This window comes from Serpentinicella sp. ANB-PHB4 (genome assembly GCF_031432315.1).
Classification (GTDB): domain Bacteria; phylum Bacillota; class Clostridia; order Peptostreptococcales; family Natronincolaceae; genus Serpentinicella.
In genome coordinates this window covers 365,366-391,648 of sequence record NZ_JAVKGO010000001.1, presented here as the reverse complement: position 1 = coordinate 391,648, position 26,283 = coordinate 365,366, and the positions used below count along the sequence as shown (strand labels likewise).

Genomic DNA, 26,283 nt, shown 5'->3' with positions numbered 1-26,283 from the left:
TTTAACTGAAAAGAGGTGACTTAATGCCTGAATCATTGCAACAAATGAGAACGCAACTAAACGAATATTTCCAAAGTTTAGAAAAAAAACAGAAAATTAAAATGCTAGTTTCAACAATTCTTGTATTAGTTTCGCTAACGATACTGATTCTGGTGTTTATGAATCCTCGGTATGTTGTCTTACACAGCAACTTAAGTCCCCAAGAATCAGGGGAAATTAAATCCATATTAGAGAGTAATAATGTTAAGGTTCGTTTTGGGGATACTAGCAGTGTTTTAAAGGTTCCTAGAAATGATTTAGAAAGAGCACAAGTTTTAGTTGCAACTCAAGGAATATCAACTGACTTCATATCAGAGGACTTGTTCGAAGGCAGTTCCTTTATGCAGACAAGCGAAGATCGCGCAAGAGATTCAAGAATTAAAAAACAAAACTACTTAAGGAGTACAATTGAACAAATACCAGGCATAGAGAATGCAGTTGTAAATCTATCTACACCTGAAAGAACTGGTTTTATAATGTCTGATAATGAGGATGCAAAAGCATCTGTTTACTTGTCTCTAGGTCGTGGGAGTAACATAGATCCACAAAGTGTAGATGGAATTACACGTTTAGTAGCTAATGCTGTCCCAGGTTTAGATCCAGAAAATGTTACAATACACGGAACAGACGGACGGGTACTAAATGCTAATTTAAATGGCACAAATAAATTACCTGGTTCAAATGAACAATTTTCTCTACAGCAGACAGTAAAAGATGATCTAGAGAACAGTATTACCGAATTTTTAGCTACTGTATATGGTTATGGTAATGTTGTTGTAACTGCAAATGTAACCTTAGACTTTGATAGTCAAGTAACCGAGATAACCGAGTTTTCACCGCCTATTGAAGGTGAAACAGAGGGTATAGTTAGAAGCATGCAATCTTTAGAACAAAACGTATTAGATGCTGGGGCAGCAGGTGTGCCTGGTACAGATCCTAACACAGATGATATACCACAGTATATTGAAATGGATGAATATGGGTCAGTATATTCAGAGGCAAGTAAAACAATTAATTACGAGATTGATGAAATAAGACAAAAAATCGTAAAAGCTCAAGGACAAATTCAAGATGTTACTGTAGCAGTCTATGTAAATTCCGATGCTTTAGCAGAAGGAGATTTATCTGATACAGAAAGATCCGAGTTAGTAAGCATGATTTCTGCGGCAGCGGGGCTAGAAACAAGAGTAGTAGAGTTAGGGGTAAGACCATTTAATACATCCCTAGAAGATCAATGGAAAGAAGCTATTGATAGCACATTAAGTAGGCCTGATGGCTCTAATATTCCATTGTGGTCACTACCAATATTGGCGGTATTAGTCTTAGGTATACTATACTTCGGTTTTAATAGCATAACAAAGCGTAATAGAAATGTTAAATCAATAGATGAAGAATTGCCAGAGCAAAAACAAGTAATTGAAGATATTGATTTAGAGCTTACAGGTTCAGAAGTGAAACAACAGGTAGAAAAACTTGTAAACAAAAAACCAGATGCTGTAGCTCAACTTCTAAGAAATTGGCTGAGTGAAGATTAGAGGTGGAATAATGGGAAAAAGAGGCGTAAAAGGAGAAATATCTGGTCGAGAGAAAGCTGCAGTATTGCTAATAAGTTTAGGGCCGGAATACTCTGCACAAATATTTAAGCACTTAAATGATGAAGAGATTGAAGAATTAACACTAGAAATAGCGAATATGCGAAAAGTATCACCCGATGAAAAAGAAAGAATTCTCGATGAATTTTATCAAATTTGTATCGCTCAAGAGTATATATCAGAAGGTGGTATAAATTATGCTAAAGATGTATTAGAAAAAGCATTGGGCTCACAAAAAGCAATGGATGTAATAAATAAGTTAACAGCATCACTTCAAGTTAAACCTTTTGATTTCGCAAGAAAAGCTGACCCAGCACAACTGCTTAATTATATACAAAATGAACATCCACAAACGATAGCACTAATTTTAGCCTATCTACCTTTTAATCAAGCAGCTCAAATTTTATCTGCACTTCCTCAAGCTAAACAATCGGATGTTGCAAAGCGAATTGCTACAATGGATCGTACATCACCGGAAATTATTAAAGAGGTTGAGATCGTACTTGAAAGAAAACTTTCATCTTTAGTAAATCAGGACTATACCTCAGCAGGTGGGTTAGAATCCATAGTAGACATATTAAATGCAGTAGATAGAGGGACAGAGAAAAATATAATGGATACTCTAGAAATTCAAGACGCGGAGTTGGCAGATGAAATTAGAAAGAGAATGTTCGTATTTGAAGACATCATCAACTTAGACAGTGCTTCCATTCAGAGATTCATTAAAGATGTCGATAATAATGACCTTACGATCGCGCTCAAAGGTGCAACAGAAGAAGTTTCAGAAGTTATCTTTGCAAATATGTCCAAGCGTATGGCTGAAATGCTTAAGGAAGATATGGAGTTTATGGGTCCAGTTAGACTTCGAGATGTTGAAGAATCACAACAGAAAATTGTTAATGTTATTAGAAGTCTAGAAGAAGCTGGTGAAATAATAATAGCAAGAGGTGGAGGAGATGAAATAATTGTCTAAAGTTTACAAATCACAAAATATAACACTTGGACATAAAAAATCCTTAGACTTATCCCAACCCTCAAATGAACAACAATTGACTGAAAATGACGAGTTTAATCTAGAAAAAAAAGAAAAGCAACTTTACCAAAATATAGAGGTAGAAAAAAATAAGATCATAAGTGATGCAAAAAAAGAAGCAAGTGATATAATTGAAGATGCAGAAAATCAAAAAGAAATTATACTACAAGAAGCTAGAGAACAAGGCTACAAAGATGGTTTAGAAGCCGGCAAGAAAAAAGGGTATAATGAATATCAATCTCTTATAGATGACATAATGCATCTTAAACAAAAAACTTATAAAGAACAAAAAGAACTAGCAAAAAAATTAGAAGAAGATTTAATTCAACTTGTAATCGACACAATAAAAAAAGTTGCACAACATGAACTAGATAAAAATCACGAATTTATTTTGAACTTAATTAGAACCGGAATCGAAAAATGCACTTTCAGGGAATCATTGTTAATACGGGTTTCTGAATCCGACTTCGACCATGTTAACGAATATAAAAATTTGATCTATGCAATGGCAGAGGGGATAGACACGATTGAATTAAAATGCGATAAGTCTTTAAATTCAGGTGATGTGATTATTGAAACATTGTCAGGTAAAATTGATTGCAGCATCCAAGCACAAATACAACAAATTGAATCTACTTTTAATGACCTTTTAAAAAGTGAGTGATTAAAATGACATCAATAACACTAGATAAATATACTAAATCACTTGATGAACTAAACTTAATTAAATATATAGGTAGCGTATCTCAAGTAATTGGATTAACGATAGAAGCTAATGGGCCAGCAGTAAGAGTTGGCGAAGTTTGCAAAGTATATACTTTAGATAAGAATCAACCAATTCTTGCTGAAGTAGTTGGTTTTAAAGATAAAAAAGTTTTGTTAATGCCTTTAGGAGAAATGGAAGGAATAGGTCCTGGTAGTAAAGTAGAAGCAACTGGAAGCACTATGAAGGTAAAGGTAAGTGAAGATTTATTAGGTAGAGTTTTGGATGGCTTAGGGGAGCCCCTTGATGATAAAGGACATATAAATATTTTTGAAAGTTACCCAGTTTGGAATAAGCCACCAAATCCACTAAAGAGAACAAGAATCAAAGAGCCACTGGCATTAGGAGTAAGAGCTATTGACGCTCTACTTACTTGTGGGAATGGACAAAGAATTGGAATTTTCGCTGGTAGTGGTGTAGGTAAGAGTACTTTGCTTGGTATGATTGCGAGAAATACAGATGCAGAAGTAAATGTAATAGCATTAATCGGAGAACGGGGTCGTGAGGTCAAAGAATTTATTGAAAATGACCTAAAAGAAGAAGGACTAAAAAAGTCTATTCTTATCGTTGCAACATCAGACCAACCTCCACTTATCAGAATGAAAGGGGCGCTATTAGCAACTTCTATTGCAGAATATTTTAGAGATCAAGGAAAAAATGTTATGTTATTAATGGATTCTTTAACTAGATTTTCCATGGCCCAAAGAGAAGTTGGACTTGCTATAGGGGAGCCGCCTGTTACAAAAGGATATACACCATCAGTTTTTGCTGTTTTACCAAGGTTATTAGAACGATCTGGCACTTCTGATAAGGGTTCCATCACTGGATTATACACTGTTTTAGTTGATGGAGATGATATGAATGAACCTATAGCTGATGCAGTCAGAGGTATTCTTGACGGTCATATAGTACTCTCAAGGAAAATAGCAAATAAAAATCATTATCCAGCTATTGATATACTTTCAAGTATTAGTCGTGTAATGCCAAATATTGTATTGAAAGATCATATAATTAAAGCAAATGCAATTAAGGAAATCATTTCAACTTATAACGAAGCAGAAGATTTAATCAACATTGGAGCATACTCAAAAGGTTCAAATAATAAGATTGATTACGCTTTAGAACATATTGAAGGGATTAATAGTTTCTTACAACAAAGTACTGAAGATAATACGTCTTACGATGAAACAATAGCTATGATGAAAAACTTACTATAATATAAAAAAGGAGTATGAAAATGATGCAACATTTTAAATATCGTTTTCAAAGCTTACTCAATATCAAAGAAAAACTAGAGGAAAACAAAAAACTTGAACTAGGAAAAGCGCTGCAAAATTTAGAACATGAAAAAAAAAGATTAAGTGACCTAATTAGAAAAAGAGAAGAATCCATTGAACAATATAGAGATAAAACATCAAAAATTGTTAGTATAAGCACATTAAAGGAAGCTTCAAGTAATGTGTATCACTTTGACTCCTTAATTAATTTACAAGAAAACAAAGTAAAAAAGAAGAAAAGCGACGTAGAAGTATGCAAAACAGGGTTAGCTTTAGCTAAAAAGGAAACAAAAATGTTTGAAAAAATCAAAGAAAAAGACAAAATTCAACACAAATACTTATTAGAAAAAGAAGAAGAAGAAAAAATTGATTCATTTGTATCATTTAATAGTTCGGTAAAGCAAAGGAGGTAGCAAATGTCAAAATCTCAAGAAAAGATGTCTACAGGTAAAATCATTATTGCATTTGTCATTTCCTTCTTAACATTACCTATAATAACATCAGTAATTCTATATTTTTCTAACAACAATTTTCAATATGCAGCCAATGATGTTTTATCAGTATTGCCTGGTAACATTGGAACATACTTTGAAAGCAAACCAACTAGAGATGAAAAAGAAAGTTTAAAGGAAGTTGTAGTTGATCACTATATATCCTTAGATGAAGATAGACTTGTGGATAAGCTATTAGCTATAAAAGGAGAAGATATTGAACTGTACAATGATCTATTACTACGCCTAAATAATAAAAATCCACGAAAAATGAATGATGTAAAAGAAACATTAAGAAAAATTGAACTAGAAGATCAAACCCTGTTTAGAATTGCTAATGAAATTGATTCAGAACAATTCCAGAATCTAAATGATAAGGCCAATTACATATCCAACTTGGATACAGTAGATGCCATTTATGAGGTAGAAAACATCTTCAGAAATAGAGCTCTGACAGTGGAAGAGTTAGCACAAGTCATTTACAAAATGCCATTAGATGATGCTGCTGAAATACTATCTCATACTGATACAAATATAAGACAAAGTATTTTCGATTCACTATCACTAAATATAACAAGAGAGATTGACAATAGAATCATAGCACTAAACAATAAAAGAAAAGCACTGGAAAGATCAGCCCAAATCTATGAAAGAAAAGATATTGAAGAAGTAAAACATGAATTGGGTTCGACAAATAAATATACTACAGATGAGTTAGCAGTTATATACTCAAATTTAACTACAAAAAAAGGCGCTAAAATTCTTTCACGAGTACAAGACAATGATTTGGTTTTGGAATTATACGATAAAATCAATGATTACGAGCAATTAAATGGAGTACCATCTAATAAATCTGTTGAATTAGCTGAAGCAATCCACATTTATCGAGAATATGATCGAAATCTTAATGAATTGGTAACAGCATATCAAAGAATGGGAATTGGAGAATTAACAAACTTAGTTGAGGAAATGTTTACAAATGACGAGGTTTTTATAACCTATATAATTAATGACGAAGAAAGAATAGTTTATACACAACAGCAGTTAATAATTGATGCATTAAAAAATATAAACCCTAGAATATTATCAAATATTTTAGATCAACTTAGTGCGAAGCAAGCAGCAGAACTTTCTGAAATGTTAATGATGTAATTAATTAGCAATTTACTTGAAAGGAGGTGAAGAAATGATTGAAATTGGTCAAAGTCTTATTAATGGCTTGTTAAATGAACGCAATATAACATGTGGAAACAATCAAAAAAATGAAGCAGATAAACTTTCGTTTGATAAAGTCCTTGAAAGTATGTTCAATACAGCTCATCATACTCAAGAACAGTCTTCTCAAAAAAACAACGAAATTACTGACAAAAAACATAATAAAAGATTATTTGATAAAACAGAAAACAATACAACTACCTATGGAAAGTCACAGACTTTAGACAAAACTCATTATGAATCTGGCAAATCAACTGAGTTAGAAGAAAATGAAGTGAAAGAATTAGTTAGTTTATTAAATATAATTAAAAATTTTAGTAATGAAGATAAAACATTGATGGGTTTATTAGAAAAAATTAAAAACTTACTATCAGACGATACTTTGGACTTAGATAGCGATCTATTAGTAAATCTACAAGTTAATCTAATGTATATAGAAGTAGAAGGACAAGGTGATCAAGAAGAACAAAAATTAGTAGTTATGTTGGATGCCTTAAATAACTATATTGAATTAAAGAGAGAAGCAATGACCACAACACCTCTGCAAAATGAAGAAGAAATAGAATTAGACGTAAGTACGACTAATCTAGGAGAACAAGCAACAAAAGAAGATGACATAATTAACAAACCACGAAAACATACAGAAGAAATCAGTCACCTGAATCCTAAGTTAGATAAGCTATATGTAGAAAAAGAAAACAAAGATATAAAGTTCACACTAGATGAAAAATTAGATATATCGAACACAAAACAAGATACAGAAAATGTTTTAAATAAAGACTTGTTTATACAAATGACAGCAGAAAACATAGTGGATGAAAAGCCAACGTTAATTAATCAGTCAAGCAATATATTAAACCAGGTTATAAGTGAATTAAAGCTTCATAAAATTCACAGAAACGGCAATAGCGAAATTTCAATCCAGCTTGTACCAGAAAATCTGGGTAAACTATCATTTAAAATAACTAGCAGAGAAAATATTGTAACCGCACAAATTTTTACTGAAACAGTACAGACAAAAGAAATAATTGAACAAAATATAAATGATTTAAGAAATGCGTTGTCAGAAAAAGGCCTAACGGTAACAAATTTAGAAGTAAATGTTGGACAGGATTCTAGTGCTTTCAAACAAAAAGAAGCATATTATCAAAGCAAAAAAAGACAAAATAGAGCTTTGAATAATGTAGACGATGAACTTAATATAGTAGGGTCTTTTGAAAGAATGGAAACAAATCCTTACTTAGAAAAAAGCAGTTTTGATATGATTGGATAAGGAGGGTAATAATGAGTGGAGTAAACCCAGCAGAGAATAAATACAGGTATTTTGAAGGACAAAAAAATAGAACCTTTAATAATGATATGGATAAAGATGCTTTCTTAAAACTTTTAGTAACGCAGCTACAAAATCAAGATCCATTAAGTCCAATGGAGGATCGAGAATTTATTGCACAAATGGCCCAGTTTAGTTCCTTGGAGCAAATGCAAAACCTAAATGAAACAGCAGAAAAAAATAATAAGTCCATGCTAACTCATTTAGAACATATGAACAACAATATGGTTAAGAGCAAAACGGCAATATTAGATAACATTAAAGCGTTAAGCGAATCTGTTAAGTACTTATCAAATAAGGTGAGTAAGTATGAAGACTAGGAAATAAAAGTAAGAAGTGAGGTGACTATATGATTACCTATAATAAAATTCACAATAACAAAATACAACAAAACGCAAACAACAAAATAAATACAAACATTAATCAAAAAATAAGCTTTGAAGAAATTTTAAAAAAGAAGGAAAGTGCAAAGAGTCTTACTTTTTCAAAACATGCAACAGAAAGGCTAAATCAGAGAGATATTAAACTTAGTACCCAAGATATAAAAAAGATGGATGAAGCATTAGAAAAAGCTGCAAAAAAAGGCATAAAAGAAACCTTAATTTTAATGGAAAACAGGGCTTTTATTGCCAATGTAAAGAATAAAACAATCATTACAGCAGCAGTTGAAGAACAGCTTAAAGACAGTGTTTTCACGAATATTGATGGTACAGTAATTATTTAAGGCCGGACCTGCTAAAGGAGGCTACACACTTTTGACTGACAGATAAAGTGTAATAAAATTAAAATAGGGGGTCATTAAAAATGATGAGATCTATGTTTTCAGCTATTTCAGGGCTGAACTCACATCAAACCAAAATGGATGTAATCGGCAATAACATTGCAAATGTAAATACAGTAGGGTTTAAAGGTGGTAGAGTAACTTTTCAAGAAGTTTTCAATCAAACTTTACAAGGAGCAGGAGCAGCTCAAGGAAACAGAGGGGGAACGAACCCAAGACAGGTAGGGTTAGGTGTAAGCGTTGCCTCAATGGATACTTTTCATGTAAGAGGTGCAGTTGAGTCAACAGGATATAATACCGATGCAATGATTAACGGAGACGGTTTCTTCATTGTTTCTGATGATGGAGGGACAACAAGAAGTTACACTAGAGCAGGAAACTTCTCTTTAGATGAAGATGGGAGCCTAGTAACACCAGATGGGTACAAAGTAATGGGATATGAACATATTGGTGATGGTAATTTTTCAACACAACTAAGCACAATGCAAATTTCAAAGGCAGAAACAGTTCCTGCCCAATCAACAGGAACAATTGACGGAGAGCCTGATGTAGGGGTAACATTTACAGGCAACTTAAATGCGAATACGAGTTCATTAGGAGAATATCCAACTTTACCAGCTAATGCTACAGCAGATAATCCGGTTAACATAGAGACGTTAGGTGAAAGTGAAAATATTGATATTACTATTAATAATACACAATTAACGATTGATTTAACAATGGTTGATGGTGAAGAACTAACAAAAGATATTTTGGTAACAAGAATAAATGATAGTATAAATGATAGTATAGGTGAAGATGAAATATCGGTAACTATAAATGTTGATGGAGTATTAACATTTAAAACCTCTGACACTGGAGAAGAAGCTGAAATAAATTTAGCCGGTGATATAGCAAGCTTAGGTTTTGCACAAAACATTATACAAGAAAACGGTACAATCGATAAATCAATTGGTAACATCTCGGATAACATCGCACGGGATACCACATTTACAGTATACGATGAACTTGGTGGAACACATGATGTTCGTCTAGCCTTTATTAAAACTGGTGCAAATGAATATGAAGTTTGGCAAGTGGAGGATGATAAGCTCGTTAAAGTTGGAAATGATGCCCCCGATGATACACACACTATAAGATTTAATGAAGGTAAATTAGCTGATGGAGAAGAACTTGTCATACCAGTAGGAAGCGGCGAAGATAAAGATCAACCACTTGATAATGGAGCGAATCCTTTTAATTTCAAAATTGATCTGAGTGGTATAACTCAATTTGCTAATGAGTCTGACGCTTCTGCAACTAGAATCATAGGGTATCAACAAGGAAATTTAGAAGACTTTGCTATTGACGCCACGGGTGTAATCACCGGGTACTTTACAAATGGACAAATGAGATCAATTGGACAAATAGGATTAGCTGGGTTTAGTAATCCAGCAGGACTTGAAAAAACAGGGTCAAACCTGTACAGAGTGACTTCAAACTCTGGCGATCCAATTGTTGGTAGTCCAGGGACAGGTGGATTAGGGGCGTTAAACCCTGGTGCGCTAGAAATGTCAAATGTTGATTTATCTAGGGAATTTACAGATATGATTACGACTCAAAGAGGGTTTCAAGCAAGTTCAAGAGTCATTACAACTAGTGATGAAATGTTACAGGAATTAGTTAACTTGAAACGATAGGTTTAATACACTTACTCTCTAGCAGTTTAAACTGCTAGAGAGAATAAAAGGGTGATGTAATGATTAAATTAAAACGATTTAATAATACCGATTTTATACTCAATGCAGAACTAATACAGACTGTAGAAGAAACACCCGATACGATGATTACATTAATAAACGGACAAAAAATACTTGTGTTGGAAAATAGTGATGAAGTGGTTAATCGCATCATTGAATATAAAAGAAAAATTTTTACTAACTATGCTCAAAGTGCACTGAGTTAAGGGGAAAGAGGTGGAGAATTGGATATAGCAACTATAGTCGGAATTCTAATTGGTTTAGTTTTTATCGTGGGTGGTATTTTAGTAAATGGAGAAATAAATGCGTTTCTTGATCTTGCCGGTGCATTAATTGTTCTTGGTGGTACAATATCTGCAACTTTTGTAGCTTATCCCATAGCAAAAGTTTTTGAGGCAATGAAAATTGTATCCAAAGCTTTTTCAAATCAAAATATACAGCCTCAAGAAATTATAAACAAGATTATCAATTTAGCAAATACAGCAAGAAAAGAAGGACTACTTGCTCTAGAAGAAGCAGCAGAAGAAGTGGATGATAAGTTCTTAATGAAAGGGATTATGCTTATTGTAGATGGTACAGATCCAGAATTAGTTAGAAACCTATTAGAGACAGAACTAAATTTCATTGAAGAACGTCATAAAAGTGGTCAAGGTATATTTGAAACAATGGGAACATTATCACCAGCCTTTGGTATGATTGGTACACTAATCGGCCTCATCAACATGCTAAGGACTTTAGATGATCCATCATCAATTGGACCAAGTATGTCTGTAGCTCTTGTAACAACATTCTACGGATCACTACTAGCTAACTTGCTATTTATACCGATAGCTAGCAAACTGAAATTACGTAGTAAAGAAGAAATCTTAAGAAAAGAAATTATGGTAGAAGGATTATTATCTATACAAGCAGGTGAAAACCCAAGGATTATAGAAGAAAAGCTAAAAGCATTTTTACCACCTAAACTTCGAGAGGCTGCAGAAGAAACTGAGGAAGGTGTTGAGGCTTAATGGCTAGAAGAAATAAAGGTGAAGGTGAAGGGAAAAAAGGTGCACCGGAATGGATGAATACTTATGGTGACATGGTCACCTTATTATTGTGTTTCTTTGTATTATTATTTGCTTTTTCAGAAGTTGATTCTGCAAAATTCGAAGCCGTTATTCAGTCTTTTCAAGGTTCTCTTGGAGTGCTGGAATCAGGGCAGACTATCGATGATACAGACTATGTGACGGACACTACAATAGACGACATGATTGAAAGAGAAGAGGCGGAATTAGAAGATTTCCGCAAATTAAAAGAAGATTTGCAAGAATTTCTAGATGATAGATCACTAAATGCAGATGTTCTATTAACCTTAGAAACTAGAGGGTTGATGTTAAGGTTTCAAGATAATATTCTTTTTGATTCCGGTCGAGCAGAGTTAAGACCTGGAGCAAAGGAAATTTTAACGGAAATATCAGAATTTCTAGAACGGCCACTGTATCAAGAAAAAAGCATTAGAGTAGAAGGGCATACGGATACTGTTCCAACGGGAAGATGGTCTCCATATGAAACAAATTGGGAGCTGTCAACAGCCAGAGCAACCAGTGTTGTAAGATTTTTCATAGAAGATGTCGGTGTTAAGCCAGAACGTTTTTCAGCAACAGGATTCAGTAAGTACCATCCAATTGCGCCAAATGATACTGATGAAAACAAGCAAAAGAATAGACGTGTCGATGTAGTTATAATGAGATCTGAGCAATTTATATCAGTAGATTAGAAAAGGAGGGGGCTTAATGGAAAAGAAAAAAATTATTATTGTTATTGTTAGTGCAATTATATTATCTGCAATATTCTTTAGCACCGTTGCTTATTTTTTACTTAGATCACCAAATGAAGGAGAAACTTCTGCTAAACCAATATCAACTTATGAATTTAATATAGGTTCATTTACGACTAACTTAAGTGGTACAAGAAGCTTTATTAAAGCAGAGATTGTTATAGAAACATCAGATAGAAGACTATTATCAGTAATGGAAGAAAATGATTCAAAAATAAGAGACCGTGTTATAAACACTTTTTTAGATAAGGAACCAGACGAGATATCTGATTCTGAAGGACAAATTGATCTTAAAAATGAGCTCATTAGAGAGATTTCCTTAATTATAAATACGGATAAAATTACAAATATATATTTCAACGAATTTATAATACAATAGTATATATTAAAGTACATACGATATTAGTAGGTGGTGATGCAATTGTCAGATGTTATGTCTCAAAATGAAATAGATGATTTGCTTAAAGCTTTAAATAGTGGTGAAGTTGATGTTGATGAGATAACGGAGGATAAACAAGAGAAACAAGTTAAACCATACGACTTTAAAAGTCCGAAAAAATTGGCAAAAGATCAGTTAAGAACTTTACAGATCATACATGAAAACTTTTCAAGAAGCCTAAATACATTTTTATCTGGATACTTAAGGAGCTATGTACAAGCAGAAGTTTTTTCAGTAGAAGAGCTTTCGTATCATGAGTTTAGTAATTCAATAGTAAACCCTGCTGTATTATCAATTGTAAATTTTGAACCACTAACTGGGCAAATTATGATGGATCTTTCTCCTACAATTGCATTTACACTTATAGATAGGATTTTAGGTGGAAGCGGTAAATCATTTGATGAAGTGCGTACATTTACAGAGATTGAAACAACATTAATAAAAAAAATAACTAGACAAATTCTAGAGTTAATGATAGATCCATGGGAAAACGTAATTGAGCTAGACCCTAAACTTGATAAAATAGAGACAAATTCCCAATTTGCACAGCTTGTTTCTCCTAACGAAACAATAGCATTAATAACTTTAAGCCTAAAAATTGGAGATATCGAAGGAATGTTGCATATTTGCATACCTCATATTGTCATAGAGCCTATTATAGATAAATTGAGCACAAAGTTTTGGTTTTCAAGCATTAGCAAAACAGTTACTGATGAAGATAAAAAGACTTTACAACATAGGGTTGAAAAAAGCAACGTAACGCTTAGTGCACAACTAGGTTCTACAGAAATTACTGTTAAAGATTTTCTTGAACTTCAGTTAGGAGATGTCATACCCTTAGATCAGTTTCTAACAGAGGAATTGGAGGTCTACGTAGGTGATCAATTAAAATATTATGGCATGCCAGGAACAATGAAAAGTAAATTAGCAGTAAAACTAGCCCAGGTAATTAAGAAAGGGGATGAATTTTAATGACTGATATGTTATCACAAGAAGAAATAGATGCTTTGTTAACAGGTAGTAGTGTTTCATCTGAATCTGAGGAAAATGAGAACAATGAAGCTGTTCCCAACTTTTCGGATGATGAAAAAGATGCAATAGGTGAAATAGGAAATATAAGCATGGGTACGTCTGCTACAACACTTTCAACTTTACTTGGTCAAAAAGTAACTATAACAACACCAAAAGTTTCTGTAACTGATATAAAAGAACTATCTGAACAGTACCCGCTTCCTTTTGTTGCTGTAGATGTAAGGTACAAAGAGGGTATTGAAGGAACGAATATTTTAATTATAAAAGAAGACGATGTAAAAGTTATAACGGATTTAATGATGGGTGGGGAAGGAACAATTTCAAAAGACCCTATCTCAGAGCTGCATCTAAGTGCTATCAGCGAAGCGATGAATCAAATGGTAGGTTCAGCGTCTACATCTCTATCAGAGATGTTCTCAAAAAAAATTGACATTCACCCACCAAGATCAATACAACTTAACCTTAAAGAAGACGACTTAAGTACTGCTTTTTCTGATATTGAATCATATTTTGTAAGAATAGCCTTTAGAATGGTTATTGGTGATTTAATAGATAGTGAAATTATGCAGATTATTCCGCTGGATTTTGCAAAAGAGATGGTTGATGCATTAATGTTAGGTGAAAGTTTAGGCGAAGATGAAACCGACGCAAATATTGATGCTACAGTGAGTCATAATGATATTAATACATCTTTTTCAGAAGAAAGTAATCGAGGACAACAAAATATAAATTTAGAGGATAAACAACCACAGAAAAATATTAATGTACAGCCTTTACAGTTTCAATCATTTGATAGCACATCTCAAAAGTCTACGCCGGAAAATATTGATCTAATTCAAGATGTACCTCTAAAGGTTACCGTCGAACTAGGAAGAACGGTTAAGAAAATTAGTGAAGTTCTTGAATTTGGTCCAGGTACAATAGTAGAACTTGATAAATTAGTGGGTGAACCCTTAGATATACTTGTAAATGGACAGTATGTTGCTAAAGGTGAAGTTGTTGTAATTGACGAAAACTATGGTATTAGGATTACAGATATTATTAATCCGACTAAAAGGTTTAATAAGCTATAATCATTAATATTGAATAAATTAGGGGTTACAATCTATGAAAAAATTATGTAATATATAATAGTATAATATATATATACTTTATTATTTGTAGATATATAAAATAAAATGACTTAAGGGGGAAATATCATGTCTAAAGGAATATTAGTAGTTGATGACGCTGCGTTTATGAGAATGATGATTAAGGATGTTTTAACTAAAAACGGTTTTGAAGTTGTAGGAGAAGCCGAAAATGGGGCAAAAGCAATAGAACAATTCAAAGAGCTAAATCCCATCTTAACAATTATGGATATTACTATGCCGGAAATCGATGGTATTCAGGCTGTTAAAGAAATAAAAAAAATAGATTCAGATGCTAAAATTATAATGTGCTCCGCAATGGGACAACAAGCAATGGTTATTGAAGCAATACAAGCTGGAGCTAAAGATTTTATTGTTAAACCGTTTCAAGCTGATCGTGTAATTGAAGCAGTAAAGAAAGTGTTGGGTTAAGATTGATAAGTTTTACTGGGATTAATGTTTTTCAATTGTTTTTTATACTGTTTGTGTTCACTTTAATTATTATAGGGGCCTATATTACAACAAAGATTGTTGCAGAAAAATCAAATTTTATACAACGGACTAAAAGAATTAAAATATTAGAAAAAACCATACTCAGTTCAAATATGAGTGTCATAGCCCTCATGATAAATGAGAAAGTCTATGTTGTTTTACAGCATTATAAAACCACACAGTTATTAGATATAATTGATAAAAATGAATGGAACAAATCTTTAGAAGATTTTAACAAGTCAGATAAAAAAAACCAAAAGAGTACAATTAAATATATTAAAGAAATCTTTAGGTTAGATGACCATAAATAAAAGGGTGATAAAGATAAAGGGTAATATAAATGAACAGTCTAATAAAAATATTAAAAAACTTATTATAGCATTTTCTTTGATACTCTTTTTTGTAATAGCGATTAATACGATAAATGGATTGTATGTTTCAGGTGAACCTACCATACCAGTTCCTAATGTTAACTTAAATATAACAGAGGCCGAAAATCCTCAAGAAGTAACATCAAGTATACAATTACTGTTGATACTAACAGTTTTATCAATTGCACCAGCAATATTAATTATGATGACAAGCTTTACCCGTATTGTTATTGTATTATCTTTTTTAAGAAATGCAATAGCAACACAGCAAACACCCCCAACCCAAGTAATTCTTGGATTTGCGTTATTTCTAACATTTTTTGTAATGACACCTGTTATTAACAATATAAATGACAACGCTTTACAACCGTATTTAAATGAAGAAATATCACAAGGTGAAGCATTATCTAACACAATGGAACCGTTAAGAGAATTTATGCTAAGGCAAACAAGGGAACAAGATTTAGAACTTTTTCTTGAGTTAGGTAATTATCAAGTACAGACAATAAATGATGTCCCTAATACTGCTTTAATACCAGCCTTTATAATAAGTGAATTAAAGACAGCCTTTCAAATTGGCTTTATATTGTTTCTACCTTTTATTGTTATTGATATGGTTGTAGCAAGCACACTTATGTCTATGGGTATGATGATGCTTCCGCCTGCAATGATATCTTTACCCTTTAAACTTCTCTTATTTATTATGGTAGATGGCTGGAATATTATAACACAATCCCTAGTAATGGGGTTTAGATAGTAGGTGTTAATAATGAATGAAGGATTAATTATCGAATTAGGGCAGCAGACCCTCTTTACAATTTTAATTATGTCAGCACCAATGTTAGGTATAGGACTAATTGTTGGACTAGCTGTCAGTATTTTTCAAGCTACTACTCAAATTCAAGAGGCAACTTTAGCCTTTATACCGAAGATAGTAGCTATTTTTGGATCTGTTGTAATTTTTGGTCCATGGCTGCTGGCTACTATTGTAAACTTTACAACTAGATTATTTACTGATTTAAGTACTTTTATTCAATAAAAAGAGTGATAATATATGAATTTGCTTATAAACTTTATAACCAGTAATACCGCAACATTTATTCTTATATTAATTAGAGTATCTGGTATATTTGTTGCTGCACCAGTATTTAGTAGAAACAATATTCCAATGTTAACAAAGGCAGCACTATCTGTAATAGTTTCTTTAATTTTACTACCAACTATTACACCTGTTAACCAAACAATAGCACAAAGCTTTCTAAACATGTTATACTTAAGTTTTTTTGAGTTTGGTATTGGTGTAATTATAGGTTTAGTGGGTGCAATGTACTTTAGTAGCCTTTACTTAGCAGGGACAATTGTTGACACTCAAGTTGGCTTTGCAATGGTTAATGTTCTTGACCCACAAACCAATACACAAATACCAATCATGGGTAACCTTTATAATGTTATTTTTACTTTGATTTTTATAGCAGTTAATGGACATCACTTTATTATTAGAACCTTAGTTCAAAGTTATGCTATTATACCACTAGGAAGAATTTATCCGATAAATGAGTTTTTTATTGAACATTTAACAGTTGTAATGACGGATGTTTTTATATTTGCATTTAAACTGAGTGCACCAATTTTAGCTATGATTTTCCTAGCCAATGTATTACTAGGTATTTTAGCAAGAACGATGCCTCAAATGAATGTATTTATAATAGGAATGCCTTTAAAAATAACGATAGGATTAATTACAATTTTAATAACAATGCAATTTTTTATTCCTTTTTCAGAACGTTTATTTGATAGAATGTTTCATGCTACTTATAACTTGTTAGAAATAATGTCTAGAGGTATGATTATATGGAATTTATAATTAATCTACAACTGTTTTCGGAAGAAAAAACTGAAAAACCGACTCCCAAAAAGAGAAAAGAATCTAGAGAAGAAGGACAAGTACTACAAAGTAAAGAAATAAACTCAGCTTTAGTACTGTTAGGTGCATTTGCTTCGCTATATTTATTCTCAAATTTTATAGGCTCGTCAATGAAAAGCTTTACAGTGTTACTATATGAAAATTATTTAAGTGTTAATTACGAGTTTTCACAAGGTGCTATAAACAGAATATATATGATGACAATATTAAATATGTTTAAGATTGTACTCCCCATAGGGATGTTGTGTCTTGTAATTGGAGTTTTAAGTAGCTATGTACAAGTAGGTTATTTATTTACACTTAAACCTTTAAAACCTAAATTAAGCAAGCTCAACCCAATACAGGGATTTAAGAAACTTTTTTCAATGAAGTCGTTAATTGAACTAATTAAATCGATATTAAAAATTATACTGGTTGGTTTTTTTGTGTATAGATATGCTATTAATAATATAAGTACGATTATGAGTTTAATTGGTACAGAAATACAAATTTCTATTAATACCATTATAAATGTAACTACGAATATAGCTATGAGAGCAGGAGCAGCCTTAATTGCAATTGCAATCATAGATTATTTATTTCAAAAATATGATTATGAGAAAAATCTTAAAATGTCAAAACATGAAATTAAACAAGAGCATAAACAAACTGAAGGAAATCCTGAAATTAAATCAAAAATAAAAGAGAAACAAAGACAAATGTCCATGAGTCGAATGATGCAGGAAATCCCAAAAGCAGATGTTATTATTACAAACCCTACACACTTTGCAGTTGCAATAATATATAATCCAAAGGAGTTTTCAGCTCCAAGAGTTGTAGCCAAGGGTCAAGATTTAATTGCTCAAAATATTAAAAAAATTGCCGGGGAACATAGTATCCCGGTTGTAGAAAATAAACCTTTAGCTAGAACTTTATATAGTGTAGTAGATATTGGTGATTCTATACCCCCAGATTTATACGAATCTGTAGCAGAAGTACTAGCATATGTTTATCAATTAAACGAAACAAGATGATGGAGGTTAGACCATGAAACATGGTGATATATTAGTTGCCTTAGCAATAATATCTATTATTATAATCATTATTATTCCAATACCTTTATGGTTAGTAAACGTCTTACTAAGCTTGAATATTTCAATAGCATTATTAATTATGCTAATCGCAATGTATACAAAAGAAGCACTACATTTTTCAATTTTTCCATCTATATTGTTGCTTACTACTTTATTCCGGCTTGCACTGAACATTACAACAACAAGATATATTTTATTAACTGGTAACGCTGGTGAACTTGTAGAGACCTTTGGAAACTATGTAATACAAGGGAATGCTGTAGTAGGGTTTATAATATTTGCAATTATAATTGTTGTACAGTTTCTAGTTATCACAAAGGGGTCGGAGAGGGTAGCGGAAGTTGCTGCTAGGTTTACTTTAGATGCTATGCCAGGAAAACAAATGGCAATAGATGCAGACTTAAATGCTGGACTTATAAGTGATGCAGAAGCAAGGGACCGACGCCAAAAAATACAGCGAGAAGCTGATTTTTATGGATCAATGGACGGGGCTTCAAAATTTGTAAAAGGTGATGCTATTGCAGGAATTGTTATTGCAATTATAAATATACTCGCTGGATTTATAATAGGTATGAGCTTCGAAGGATTAGCTTTTGGTGATGCAATACAAAAGTATACATTACTGACTGTTGGAGATGGATTAGCCAGCCAAATTCCTGCTCTTTTAATTTCAACAGCAACTGGTATTGTCGTTACAAGGGCAGCATCAGAAGGAAACTTGGGAACTGATTTATTACAACAGCTATTTAATCAACCTAAAGTAATGTTTGTTTTATCAGGAGTAATAACATTCTTAGGTTTTACACAGCTTCCTACTGCACCATTTTTGTTTTTAGGAATTATTTTTCTTATTTTAGGGTTTATGCTTAGAAAAACAATGACACAAGAAGCTATCGAATCACAGCCTGATGAAATTGAAGAAGCTGTTGAAGAAAAAAGAAAACCTGAAAATGTAATACCACTATTAAATGTTGATCCAATTGAACTAGAATTTGGATATGGTATATTACCTTTAGCAGATTCAAGTCAGGGTGGAGATTTGTTTGATAGACTAGTTATGATCAGACGACAATGTGCTTTAGAGTTAGGAATTGTCGTGCCGATGATCAGACTAAGAGATAATATACAATTAGAACCAAACCAATATGTAATAAAGATTAAAGGTATTGAGGTAACTTCAGGTGATATTATGTTTGACCATTACCTAGCAATGAATCCTGGGAATGTAGAAGGTGAACTTGAGGGAGTAGACACTGTAGAACCTGCGTTTGGACTACCTGCCAAATGGATTAATGAGTCTGAAAGGGAAAATGCTGAGATATTAGGATTTACAGTAGTAGACCCTCCTTCAATAATTGCTACGCATTTAACAGAAGTTATAAAAAAACATGCACATGAATTGCTTGGTAGGCAAGAGGTCAAAAAGCTAATTGACAATGTTAGAGAAAATCATCCTGCCCTTGTAGATGAAATAACTCCAAATCCACTTAGTTTAGGGGATATACAAAAAGTGCTTTGCAATCTTTTAAAAGAAAGTATATCTATTCGAGATCTAGTTTCAATATTGGAGACACTTGCTGATTATTGTCAAATTACAAAAGATACAGATATGTTAACTGAATATACAAGACAAGCATTAAGTAGAGCTATTACAAAACAATTCATACTGTCACAGCCTACACCAGTTTTAACCGTAGATAAAGGATTGGAACAGAAAATAATAGAATCCGTTCAACAAACAGAAAGTGGGACTTATGTCTCATTAGACCCTAATACAGTTCAAAAAATGATTGGGAACTTGTCGAGAGAGCTTCAAAAACTCATTTCAATTGGTGAACAACCAGTAGTTATAACAGCACCAATAGTAAGACTTTATTTTAAAAGATTATCTGAGCAGCTGACCTCGGATTTAATAGTTCTTTCTTATAATGAAATAGATCCTTCTGTTGAAGTAGAATCTGTAGGAGTGGTGAGTGCATAATGAAAGTTAAAAAATTTATTGCAAGTAACAACTACGAAGCAATGCAGAAAGTTAAAAAAGAGCTAGGTACTGATGCGGTTATTCTTCATCAACGTACAATTAAACCAAAAGGATTTTTTGGTCTATTTAAAAAACCAAATATCGAAATTGTTGCAGCACGAGAAGAGCAAATTATTGAAAACAAGAAAACACAACATGTAAAATCTAATACTTTGCCAGAAGAGAATCTAATTAAAAAAGTAGCAATCATGAAACAGGAAAACAAAAAATCTGATGGCTTAGATAACGAAATTACTGAAATTAAAGAAATGTTACAATCAGTAATGAAAAAAATGCCTTCAGCTGAAAAAGATATCCGTTCACATATAGATGATAAATTTCTGGATTTGTACGATCGACTTGTTTCGCAAGAGATTTATGATAATGTATTAAATGATATCATTAATGACTTTTCCCTCTTATATAACAACAAAAACGATTTTGGTACAAATGAGCAAGTTGATTTTGAAAATTTCAAACTATCTATAGAGAAATATATAAAAAAATCTCATCACGAAATAAACGGTAAAATAGTTTTTTTTGTAGGGCCAACTGGTGTTGGCAAAACTACTACAATAGCAAAACTAGCAGCAAAACATTGTCTTAAAGACGGTAAAAAAGTAGGGTTGATTAGTGCAGATACTTATAGAATCGCAGCGGTAGAGCAGTTAAAAACATATTGTAATATACTCAATATGCCTATGGAGGTTATTTATAGCAATGGTGAAATACATGAGGCATTAAATAAACTTAAAGACTGCGAAATGATTATGATAGACACAGCAGGTAGAAGTCATAAAAATAATAATCAAATCAACGAACTCAAAGATCTTATAGATGAAGTAGAAGAAAAGGAAATTTATTTAGTAATGAGCTGCACCACTAGAAATAATGATTTAAAAGAGATAATTAATATATTTAATGTATTTGACGACTATAACATAATTTTTACTAAGTCAGATGAAGCTTCATCATTCGGGTCTATTCTAAACGTTGCATATGAAACTCAAAAACCACTATCATATTTAACAACGGGACAAAGTGTCCCAGATGATATTGAGATATTAAATGCTGAAACCATAACAAGACTCCTTTTAAAGGAGGAACATGAATGAATGATCAAGCAATGAAACTGCGAGAACTAATCAATAATAAAAGTAAGTTAGGGAATGATACTAGAATTGTTTGTGTAACAAGTGGAAAAGGTGGAGTTGGAAAAACAAATTTTACAATTAATTTTGCAATAGCTCTTAGCAATATGAACAAAAGGGTTGTTATTATAGATGCTGATTTAGGTTTAGCCAATGTTGATGTAGTCTTAGGAACATTCTCAAAGTACACATTGCTAGATGTAATAAAAACAGACAGAAGTGTAAAAGAAATAATGACGGATGGACCAAACGGAATAAAGATAATTTCTGGTGGATCAGGCATTTTAGATTTAGTTGACTTACCACAAGCACATATTGATCGTATAGTTGAAAAAATAGAGGAAATCTGCCAATATGCAGATATAATACTAATAGATACAGGTGCTGGGTTATCTAAATCCGTAATGTCGTTTGTCTTAGCATCTCAAGAAACTATTATTGTAGCAACGCCAGAGCCAACATCTATGACAGATGCATATGCTATGATTAAGACAATAAGCAACACAGGAAATAGTACTAATATTAAGGTTGTAATTAACAGAGCTGAAACACCAAATGAAGGCAGTGTTACTTTTGAAAAGTTAGAAAAGGCATGCGAAAAATTTTTAGGCATAAAAATTAAGAAACTAGGGTTTGTTGTTGAAGATTATCATGTTAGTAAAGCCGTCAAACTACAAAATCCTTTTATATTGCAATTTCCAAAGTCGAATATAAGCAAAAATATTATATCAATTGCAAACAAGTTTAGTGGAGAATCACACAAACAAAGAACAGAACTTGGTGGTTTTTTCAATAAAGTTATTAGGTTGTTTAGATAGGGGTGGGCAATATGAATATTATAACAGATTTAAAGATCGGTGAAAGAGTTGAGATAGAAGTTAAAAAAAATGATAATACTCATGGAACAGGGTCACTTATTAGTCAAGTAGAAGATAAGAATAAGAATACACTTTTTTTATCTATGCCTTTCTCAAAAGGGACACCTTATCCATTAGAAATCGGTCTTAAAGTAAAAATTATATTTTTCAGAGAAGAAAAAGGAATATTTAGTTTTGTTGGCGAAGTAATAGACTTAGTTAATAAAAATGTAAAAGGATATCTAATACAACCTATTAGCAAAGTCAAAAAAGAACAGCGGCGTTTTTACTTCAGGCTCCAAGTGAGAAGCAAGATAACAATAAAGTCAAATGACAACAACATAGAAGAAGTATGCTTTACTAAAGATTTAAGTGGTGGTGGAGCACAGATTAATTGTAAAAATAATTTTGGCTTAAACAATAAGGTTGAATGCATCTTACATCTTGAGGATGGTTTGTTAAAAGCAACAGGTAAAATTGTCAGAAAAGAAAAGGATATTGGTAATAATAGTTATAATTTGGGTATAAATTTCATAGGAATCACTGAGCATGACCGAAATAAAATTATATCGTATATCTTTAAAGAACAAAGATTATTAAGAAAAAGAGGACTGATTTGAATATGTCTGATAAACTGATTAAAGTTCTAATAGTCGATGATTCATTATTTATACAAAAAGTGCTAAAAGATATACTAGATTCTGATAATAATATAGAAGTTATAGGGTTTGCTAAAAATGGAATAGAAGCAATTGAAAAAGTTGCAGATTTAAAGCCAGATGTTGTAACAATGGATGTAGAAATGCCGGTCATGAATGGAATAGAAGCTGTAAAAAGAATAATGAATGAGAATCCTGTTCCAATAGTTATGTTAAGTAGTCTTACTTATGAAGGAGCAGAAGCTACTCTTAGTGCTTTAGATTTTGGGGCAGTTGATTTTGTACAAAAGCCCACTAATATATTTAAGTTGAATATTGAAAAGAATAAAAACTTAATTATAACCAAAGTAAAAACAGCCTATAAAGCTAAAATATATAATTCAAAAGAGTATTACCAAAAGAAAATAATCAAAAAAACATTACCTTTGCCGGAAAAAAGCAAGCAAACCGTCATAGCAATTGCAATTTCAACAGGTGGGCCAAGAGCATTACAGTACATCTTACCACTTATTCCAGCAAACATTTCTGCCAGTATTCTTATAGTTCAACATATGCCACCAAATTTCACAAAATCTTTAGCTCAACGACTTGACAATATTTCGAGTATACATGTAAAAGAGGCAGAAAACGGCGAAGCGGTAAAACAGGGAAAAGTTTATATAGCTCCTGGTGGATATCATATGAAAGCAATAGATAATGAGTCTGGGATAAGTATTCAGCTTACAAAAGATGAACCAGTTTCTGGACATAGACCCTCGGGGGATGTTCTTTTTAACTCTTTAGCCAACTCTAAAATAAGACGACAAATTATCGGTGTTGTTATGACAGGTATGGGCTCCGATGGAACAACTGGAATTATAAACTTAAAGAATAACAAGGGAGCTTACATTATTGCACAAGATGAAAAGAGCTGCATTGTATATGGAATGCCAAAAAGCGTAATAAAAACAGGAGTAGTTGATGAAATTACTCCTTTAGAAGATATAATAAAGAATATTATAATAAGGTTGGGGGTGTAGTAAATGGATATGAGCCAATATTTAGATATATTTATTGAAGAATCAAAAGAACATTTACAAGGAATGAATGAAATCTTATTAAAACTTGAAGATACACCAGAGGATAAGAGCTTACTTAATGAAATTTTTAGAGTTGCACATACATTAAAAGGTATGTCTGGAACCATGGGTTTTAATAATATCCTTAATTTAACGCATCAAATGGAGAATGTTCTTGATGAGTTGCGTAATGGAAAAATGGAAATAAGTTCCAATGTTATTGATATAATATTTGAATGTTTTGATCAGCTAGAACTATATATTACTCAGATTGAAAACGATATGACAGAAGGCAATATATCATCTGACACTTTAATTAAAAAACTAGAGTTACTACTTACAAAAGACAACTCAGGAAAAAAGGATATTGAAGTTAATTCTGAATCATCGATTCAGAAAAACAGACAAGAAATTCAAGTTGGTGAGTATGTTGGTAATGTTATAGAAACAGCAATAGATAAAAAATTAAACTGTTATAAGTTGAAAATATCTTTAGATGAAAAATGCATGTTAAAGTCAGCTAGAGCCTATATAATTATAAATTCAATTGAAAAAATTGCTGAAATTGTCGATTCAAATCCAAGCATAGAAGACATAGAAGATGAAAAATTTGATCTTTCTTTTGAAATTATTTTAATCACAGAGCATGACAAGGAAGATATAACTAAAGAATTAACTACAATATCTGATATCGAAAGTATTGAGTTTACAGTATTAAAAAAAGATAATATTACATCTAATGCTAATAAGAATGATGATCAATCCTCTCTTAAAGAGGAAATAACTTCTTCTAATAGTTCCAGTCAAGTAGAGCAACCTACTGAAAATAAAAATAAAAAAGCAAAAACTAATAAAACAGTAAGAGTAGATATTGATAGACTTGACAACTTGATGAATCTAGTAAGCGAGTTAATTATAATAAAAACTCGATTAGAAGATATAGATGGTTCGGTATCTGAAGATAAACAAAGTATGAATGAAGCAACAGAACAGTTGGAACGAATTACGACTAGCCTCCATGATGCAGTCATGAAAGTTAGGATGGTACCAATAGAACGTGTATTTAATCGTTTCCCTAGAATGGTAAGAGATCTATCAAAAGATCTAGGTAAAGAAATATCACTTATTATGTCTGGAGCTGAAACAGAGGTAGATAGAACTGTTATAGATGAGATAGGAGATCCATTAATCCATTTAATAAGAAATTCAATAGACCATGGCATAGAAGAAACAGAGCAGAGAATTAAACTAAATAAAGATAAAACTGGCACAGTAAAACTCACTGCATATCCTGATGGTAATAGTGTCGTCATAGAAGTAGAAGACGATGGCAAAGGAATTGACATAGAAAAAGTTAAAACCAAAGCATTAAATAACAATGTAATATCAATCCAACAAAGTCAAATGATGGATGATAGTCAAATAATACAGTTGCTTTTTGCACCTGGATTTAGTACAGCAGACAAGATTTCGGACATTTCTGGAAGAGGCGTAGGCCTTGATGTTGTTAAAACAAAAATTGAATCTCTAGGAGGTACAGTAGAGGTTGAATCAATAGAAGGCAAGGGTTCAAAATTTATTATTAGATTGCCGCTAACTCTAGCAATAATACAGGCTTTATTAGTAGTTGTAGGAGAAGAAAAATATGCAATACCGTTAAATAATATTAAAGAAATTACAACTATACATCCTGAGAAGATAAGAAGAATTCAAGGAAATGAAGTTGTATTATTTAGGAATACTACTCTTCCAATATTAAGACTCTCTAAATTATTGGATGTAACAGATACAAATACAGAAGAATCGGAACATTCAATTGTTATTGTTAAAAAAGGTGATAAGACTGCTGGTATTCTTGTAGATAGATTAATTGGTCAACAAGAAATAGTAATAAAATCACTTGGTAAATTTTTAGCAAATATAAATGGTATTGCAGGAGCAACAATTTTAGGCAATGGTTCTGTTGCTTTAATTGTCGATACAAACTCATTTTTTTAA

At 32.2% G+C, this 26,283-nt stretch carries 28 protein-coding genes; all 28 read left to right on the top strand.

The genetic code is table 11. The features are described 5' to 3' along the window. Positions 1–23: 23 nt before the first annotated feature. The 28 genes from fliF (at position 24) to RH915_RS01950 (ending at position 26,283) form a co-directional block, all read left to right on the top strand. A complete protein-coding gene (gene fliF, locus RH915_RS02085; protein WP_310477635.1) occupies positions 24–1,574 on the top strand; it encodes a flagellar basal-body MS-ring/collar protein FliF in 1,551 nt (516 codons plus the stop codon). A gap of 10 nt (positions 1,575–1,584) precedes the next feature. Then, positions 1,585–2,604, top strand: a complete 1,020-nt coding sequence (gene fliG / locus RH915_RS02080; protein WP_310477634.1) for a flagellar motor switch protein FliG — start codon at positions 1,585–1,587, stop codon at positions 2,602–2,604. Continuing rightward, a complete protein-coding gene (locus RH915_RS02075) occupies positions 2,597–3,328 on the top strand; it encodes a FliH/SctL family protein (RefSeq protein WP_310477633.1) in 732 nt (243 codons plus the stop codon). The genes fliG and RH915_RS02075 overlap by 8 nt, the downstream gene beginning before the upstream one ends. A gap of 5 nt (positions 3,329–3,333) precedes the next feature. Further along, complete coding sequence (gene fliI, locus RH915_RS02070; protein ID WP_310477632.1) at positions 3,334–4,644, top strand: flagellar protein export ATPase FliI; 1,311 nt, start codon at positions 3,334–3,336, stop codon at positions 4,642–4,644. A gap of 20 nt (positions 4,645–4,664) precedes the next feature. Continuing rightward, positions 4,665–5,117: a flagellar export protein FliJ gene (fliJ, locus tag RH915_RS02065; protein ID WP_310477630.1), complete on the top strand. Its 453-nt coding sequence runs from the start codon at positions 4,665–4,667 to the stop codon at positions 5,115–5,117. A gap of 3 nt (positions 5,118–5,120) precedes the next feature. Next, positions 5,121–6,347: a hypothetical protein gene (locus RH915_RS02060; protein ID WP_310477629.1), complete on the top strand. Its 1,227-nt coding sequence runs from the start codon at positions 5,121–5,123 to the stop codon at positions 6,345–6,347. A 34-nt stretch (positions 6,348–6,381) separates the two neighbouring features. Then, on the top strand, positions 6,382–7,683 hold the full coding sequence (locus tag RH915_RS02055; RefSeq protein ID WP_310477628.1) for a flagellar hook-length control protein FliK: 1,302 nt from the start codon (positions 6,382–6,384) through the stop codon (positions 7,681–7,683). 11 nt (positions 7,684–7,694) lie between these two features. Next, positions 7,695–8,060 (top strand): flagellar hook assembly protein FlgD, encoded by a 366-nt coding sequence (locus tag RH915_RS02050; RefSeq protein WP_310477626.1) that lies wholly within the window; start codon positions 7,695–7,697, stop codon positions 8,058–8,060. 29 nt (positions 8,061–8,089) lie between these two features. Next, positions 8,090–8,464 carry a TIGR02530 family flagellar biosynthesis protein gene (locus tag RH915_RS02045; RefSeq protein ID WP_310477625.1) on the top strand — a complete coding sequence of 125 codons (375 nt, stop codon included), beginning with the start codon at positions 8,090–8,092 and terminating at the stop codon, positions 8,462–8,464. 80 nt (positions 8,465–8,544) lie between these two features. Beyond that, positions 8,545–10,200 (top strand): flagellar hook protein FlgE, encoded by a 1,656-nt coding sequence (locus RH915_RS02040; protein WP_310477624.1) that lies wholly within the window; start codon positions 8,545–8,547, stop codon positions 10,198–10,200. A 59-nt stretch (positions 10,201–10,259) separates the two neighbouring features. Further along, complete coding sequence (locus RH915_RS02035; protein ID WP_310477623.1) at positions 10,260–10,466, top strand: flagellar FlbD family protein; 207 nt, start codon at positions 10,260–10,262, stop codon at positions 10,464–10,466. An 18-nt stretch (positions 10,467–10,484) separates the two neighbouring features. Next, positions 10,485–11,270: a flagellar motor protein gene (locus RH915_RS02030; protein ID WP_310477622.1), complete on the top strand. Its 786-nt coding sequence runs from the start codon at positions 10,485–10,487 to the stop codon at positions 11,268–11,270. Beyond that, positions 11,270–12,019, top strand: a complete 750-nt coding sequence (locus RH915_RS02025; protein ID WP_310477620.1) for a flagellar motor protein MotB — start codon at positions 11,270–11,272, stop codon at positions 12,017–12,019. The genes RH915_RS02030 and RH915_RS02025 overlap by 1 nt, the downstream gene beginning before the upstream one ends. Before the next feature lie 16 nt (positions 12,020–12,035). Further along, on the top strand, positions 12,036–12,458 hold the full coding sequence (locus RH915_RS02020) for a flagellar basal body-associated FliL family protein (RefSeq protein ID WP_310477619.1): 423 nt from the start codon (positions 12,036–12,038) through the stop codon (positions 12,456–12,458). Positions 12,459–12,500: 42 nt separating this feature from the next. Next, positions 12,501–13,490: a flagellar motor switch protein FliM gene (fliM, locus tag RH915_RS02015; protein WP_310477617.1), complete on the top strand. Its 990-nt coding sequence runs from the start codon at positions 12,501–12,503 to the stop codon at positions 13,488–13,490. Next, the gene (fliY, locus tag RH915_RS02010) at positions 13,490–14,623 is read left to right on the top strand and encodes a flagellar motor switch phosphatase FliY (RefSeq protein WP_310477616.1); all 1,134 of its coding nucleotides are present in this window, start codon (positions 13,490–13,492) and stop codon (positions 14,621–14,623) included. Before fliM ends, fliY begins: the two co-directional genes overlap by 1 nt. A 126-nt stretch (positions 14,624–14,749) precedes the next feature. Beyond that, positions 14,750–15,112, top strand: coding sequence for a response regulator (locus tag RH915_RS02005; RefSeq protein WP_310477614.1), 363 nt, complete (start codon positions 14,750–14,752; stop codon positions 15,110–15,112). 2 nt (positions 15,113–15,114) lie between these two features. Continuing rightward, positions 15,115–15,483, top strand: a complete 369-nt coding sequence (locus RH915_RS02000) for a hypothetical protein (RefSeq protein ID WP_310477612.1) — start codon at positions 15,115–15,117, stop codon at positions 15,481–15,483. A 4-nt stretch (positions 15,484–15,487) separates the two neighbouring features. Continuing rightward, positions 15,488–16,300 (top strand): flagellar type III secretion system pore protein FliP, encoded by an 813-nt coding sequence (gene fliP / locus RH915_RS01995; protein ID WP_310477610.1) that lies wholly within the window; start codon positions 15,488–15,490, stop codon positions 16,298–16,300. Positions 16,301–16,312: 12 nt separating this feature from the next. Continuing rightward, a complete protein-coding gene (gene fliQ, locus RH915_RS01990; RefSeq protein WP_310477608.1) occupies positions 16,313–16,582 on the top strand; it encodes a flagellar biosynthesis protein FliQ in 270 nt (89 codons plus the stop codon). Between the two features lie 15 nt (positions 16,583–16,597). Further along, entirely contained in the window at positions 16,598–17,407 is an 810-nt protein-coding gene (gene fliR, locus RH915_RS01985) for a flagellar biosynthetic protein FliR (RefSeq protein ID WP_310477606.1), read from the top strand. After that, on the top strand, positions 17,395–18,480 hold the full coding sequence (flhB, locus tag RH915_RS01980) for a flagellar biosynthesis protein FlhB (RefSeq protein WP_310477605.1): 1,086 nt from the start codon (positions 17,395–17,397) through the stop codon (positions 18,478–18,480). Before fliR ends, flhB begins: the two co-directional genes overlap by 13 nt. Positions 18,481–18,493: 13 nt before the next feature. Then, positions 18,494–20,521 carry a flagellar biosynthesis protein FlhA gene (flhA, locus tag RH915_RS01975; RefSeq protein ID WP_310477604.1) on the top strand — a complete coding sequence of 676 codons (2,028 nt, stop codon included), beginning with the start codon at positions 18,494–18,496 and terminating at the stop codon, positions 20,519–20,521. Then, positions 20,521–21,675, top strand: coding sequence for a flagellar biosynthesis protein FlhF (gene flhF, locus RH915_RS01970; RefSeq protein ID WP_310477603.1), 1,155 nt, complete (start codon positions 20,521–20,523; stop codon positions 21,673–21,675). Before flhA ends, flhF begins: the two co-directional genes overlap by 1 nt. Then, positions 21,672–22,529, top strand: a complete 858-nt coding sequence (locus RH915_RS01965; protein ID WP_310477602.1) for a MinD/ParA family protein — start codon at positions 21,672–21,674, stop codon at positions 22,527–22,529. Before flhF ends, RH915_RS01965 begins: the two co-directional genes overlap by 4 nt. Positions 22,530–22,540: 11 nt before the next feature. Next, entirely contained in the window at positions 22,541–23,188 is a 648-nt protein-coding gene (locus RH915_RS01960; RefSeq protein ID WP_310477601.1) for a flagellar brake protein, read from the top strand. Positions 23,189–23,190: 2 nt separating this feature from the next. Further along, positions 23,191–24,246, top strand: coding sequence for a protein-glutamate methylesterase/protein-glutamine glutaminase (locus RH915_RS01955; protein WP_310477748.1), 1,056 nt, complete (start codon positions 23,191–23,193; stop codon positions 24,244–24,246). Between the two features lie 3 nt (positions 24,247–24,249). Continuing rightward, a complete protein-coding gene (locus tag RH915_RS01950) occupies positions 24,250–26,283 on the top strand; it encodes a chemotaxis protein CheA (RefSeq protein ID WP_310477600.1) in 2,034 nt (677 codons plus the stop codon).